The organism is Intrasporangium sp. (assembly GCF_032907665.1).
Classification (GTDB): domain Bacteria; phylum Actinomycetota; class Actinomycetes; order Actinomycetales; family Dermatophilaceae; genus Intrasporangium.
The window spans coordinates 8,086-10,480 of record NZ_JAJJPG010000119.1 but is presented as its reverse complement, the minus strand read 5'-3'; the positions used below and the strand labels follow the sequence as shown (position 1 = coordinate 10,480).

Annotated in this window: 4 protein-coding genes; all 4 read left to right on the top strand. The window is 70.0% G+C overall.

Features of this window, described 5'->3' with window-relative positions; genetic code table 11:
* Positions 1-293 precede the first annotated feature (293 nt).
* Entirely contained in the window at positions 294-746 is a 453-nt protein-coding gene (locus LOY02_RS15175; protein WP_317183201.1) for a VOC family protein, read from the top strand.
* A 62-nt stretch (positions 747-808) separates the two neighbouring features.
* A complete protein-coding gene (locus tag LOY02_RS15170; protein WP_317183200.1) occupies positions 809-1,717 on the top strand; it encodes a pyridoxamine 5'-phosphate oxidase family protein in 909 nt (302 codons plus the stop codon).
* A gap of 70 nt (positions 1,718-1,787) precedes the next feature.
* The gene (locus LOY02_RS15165) at positions 1,788-1,979 is read left to right on the top strand and encodes a ferredoxin (protein ID WP_317183199.1); all 192 of its coding nucleotides are present in this window, start codon (positions 1,788-1,790) and stop codon (positions 1,977-1,979) included.
* Between the two features lie 12 nt (positions 1,980-1,991).
* Positions 1,992-2,395 (top strand): FAD-dependent oxidoreductase (locus LOY02_RS15160; protein WP_317183198.1); only part of this gene is annotated, 404 nt, incomplete at its 3' end.

Sequence of the window (2,395 nt, the reverse complement as noted above, 5' to 3'; positions counted from 1 at the left end):
TCGCGGGAGGCGAAGCCGATGAGCGACCACCAGGCCTCGAGCTGGGACGTCGTGCGCAGGGCGTCGTGGACCCCGGCCCGGTCGGCCCACACGGTGTTCATCAGCCGGACGGCGGTCGGCTCGCCCGGATATAGATCGGGGACCTCGGGCGGAACCTCGGACACGTTCACTCCTCTTCCAGCACGTGGTGCCGGACCGACCAACAGTTTATCCCTTGACAGGCATTAGGCCGGGCCATAGCGTGCCTAACGCAAACACGCTGATGAACCATTAGATTCCGAGGAGAACACCGTATGAGTACCGCACCCCTCAAGCCCGGCCACATCGGCCTCAACGTCACGAATCTCGCCCGGTCGATCGAGTTCTACGGTCGCCTCTTCGACTTCGACGTCATCGCCCAGGAGCCCGACGGCGACCGGGCCTTCGCCCTGCTCGGCACGGACGGACGGGTCCAGATCGCCCTCTGGGAACAGAGCGAGGGCAGCTTCGCCACCGGCCTGCCCGGCCTGCACCACCTCTCCTTCGAGGTCGCCGAGATCGCCACGGTGCGGGAGGCCGAGGCAACCCTCAAGCAGCTGGGCGTCGAGTTCGCCTACGACGGCATCGTGCCGCACGGCGAGGGGGCCGCCTCGGGCGGCATCTTCTTCGCCGACCCGGACGGCGTCCGACTCGAGATCTATGCACCCACGGGTGCCGAGGGTGCCGAGGCGCCCGTCAAGAGTGCGCCCACCTGCGGCTTCTTCTGACCGGACCTGGTGTGGGCCCGGACCTCCACCCGGGCCCGCACCCCGAACGATTCGAGACTGTCATGTTCCACCCAGGTGAGAAGGCCGTCCAGGTCCGTGCCGGCGTCGAGGCCGACGCATGGGGCTCGAGCGGTGTCGGCCGCACCATCCCTCACGTTGCAGCCGACTTCCTCGGCCGACAGCGGTTCCTGTCGATCACCGCGCTCGACGGCGCCGGCAACCCCTGGACCACGCAGCTGACGGGAGCGCCCGGCCTCGTGCGGGTCGAGGCGGAGGACCAGATCCGGGTGACGGCCGCCCTCTCGGGCCTGGACCCACTGGCGGACGTGCTGGGCACGTCAGCCACCACCCCGCCGAACACTGCGCCGGTCGAGGTCGGGATCCTCGCGCTCGAGCCCACCACCCGCCGCAGGATGAGGATCAACGGTGTCGCGGTGCGAGTCGACTCCGACCTTGTCATCACGACGCAGCAGGTCTACGCCAACTGCCCGAAGTACATCCAGACCCGGACCCCGCACTCGGCCGGCGACCGGCCGACCACGGGCCGCCGGGAGAGCGACACGCTCGCACCCGAGCAGGAGCGCTGGATCGCCGGGGCCGACACCTTCTTCGTCGGCACCGCCTCCCCTGGCCTCGGAGTCGACACCTCCCACCGCGGCGGCAATCCCGGGTTCGTCACGGTGGGGCGAGGGTCGCTGAGCTGGCCCGACTACGTCGGCAACTCGATGTTCATGACCTTGGGAAACCTCGAGATCGAGCCCCGGACCAGCCTGCTCTTCCTGGACTGGGAGCACGGCCACTCCCTGCACCTCACCGGAAGGGCCCGCGTCGACTGGGACGCGGGCCGGGCCGCGGCTCAGCCGGGAGCGTTGCGGCACATCGACTTCGACGTCGACCGGGTCATCCAGGTCGACCACGCCAGCTCCCTGTCCTGGAGCTTCGAGCGGTACTCCCGCTTCAACCCGGCGTAGTCCCTCTTCCACCCGTGGGAGCCGTCTCGAACGGAACCCCACCCGCCCAACCCCCCGAAGGAGAACGACCATGCGTGTCACCGTCGATCGGACCCTGTGCGAGATCCATGCACAGTGCGTCTTCGAGGCGCCGGAGGTCTTCGAGCTCGACGCCGACGACGAGCTCGTCTACGACTCAGAGCCCAACGCGCAGCACCGGGCAGCGGTCGAGCGTGCCGTCGCCTCGTGCCCCGTCGGTGCCATCACGATCCGCGAGGCGTGAGCGATGCGGCGCGTGGTGGTTGTCGGCGCCGGTCTGGCCGGACTGAGCGCCGCGGAGGAGCTGCGCCGCCGTGGTTTCGACGGCCACCTGACGATCGTCGGAGCGGAGCGCCACCGGCCCTACCGCAGGCCACCCCTCTCCAAGCACCCACTGCCCACCTCACACGCCGACGTGGCTCTCGCCCAGGCCGACCGCCTCGAAGCCAGCTGGATGCTCGGGGTGGCGGCGCAGCGCCTCGACCCGGAGCGTCGCGTCGTCCACGTCGGCGACGGGCTGGCGCTCGACTACGACGGGCTCGTCGTCGCGACCGGCTCCCGGGCCCGGCAGCTGCCCGTGAGGCTGCACCGCAACCTGCCCGAGGTGCTCACCCTGCGTGGACTCGACGACCTCCAGCGGCTCCGCGACCACGTCTCACG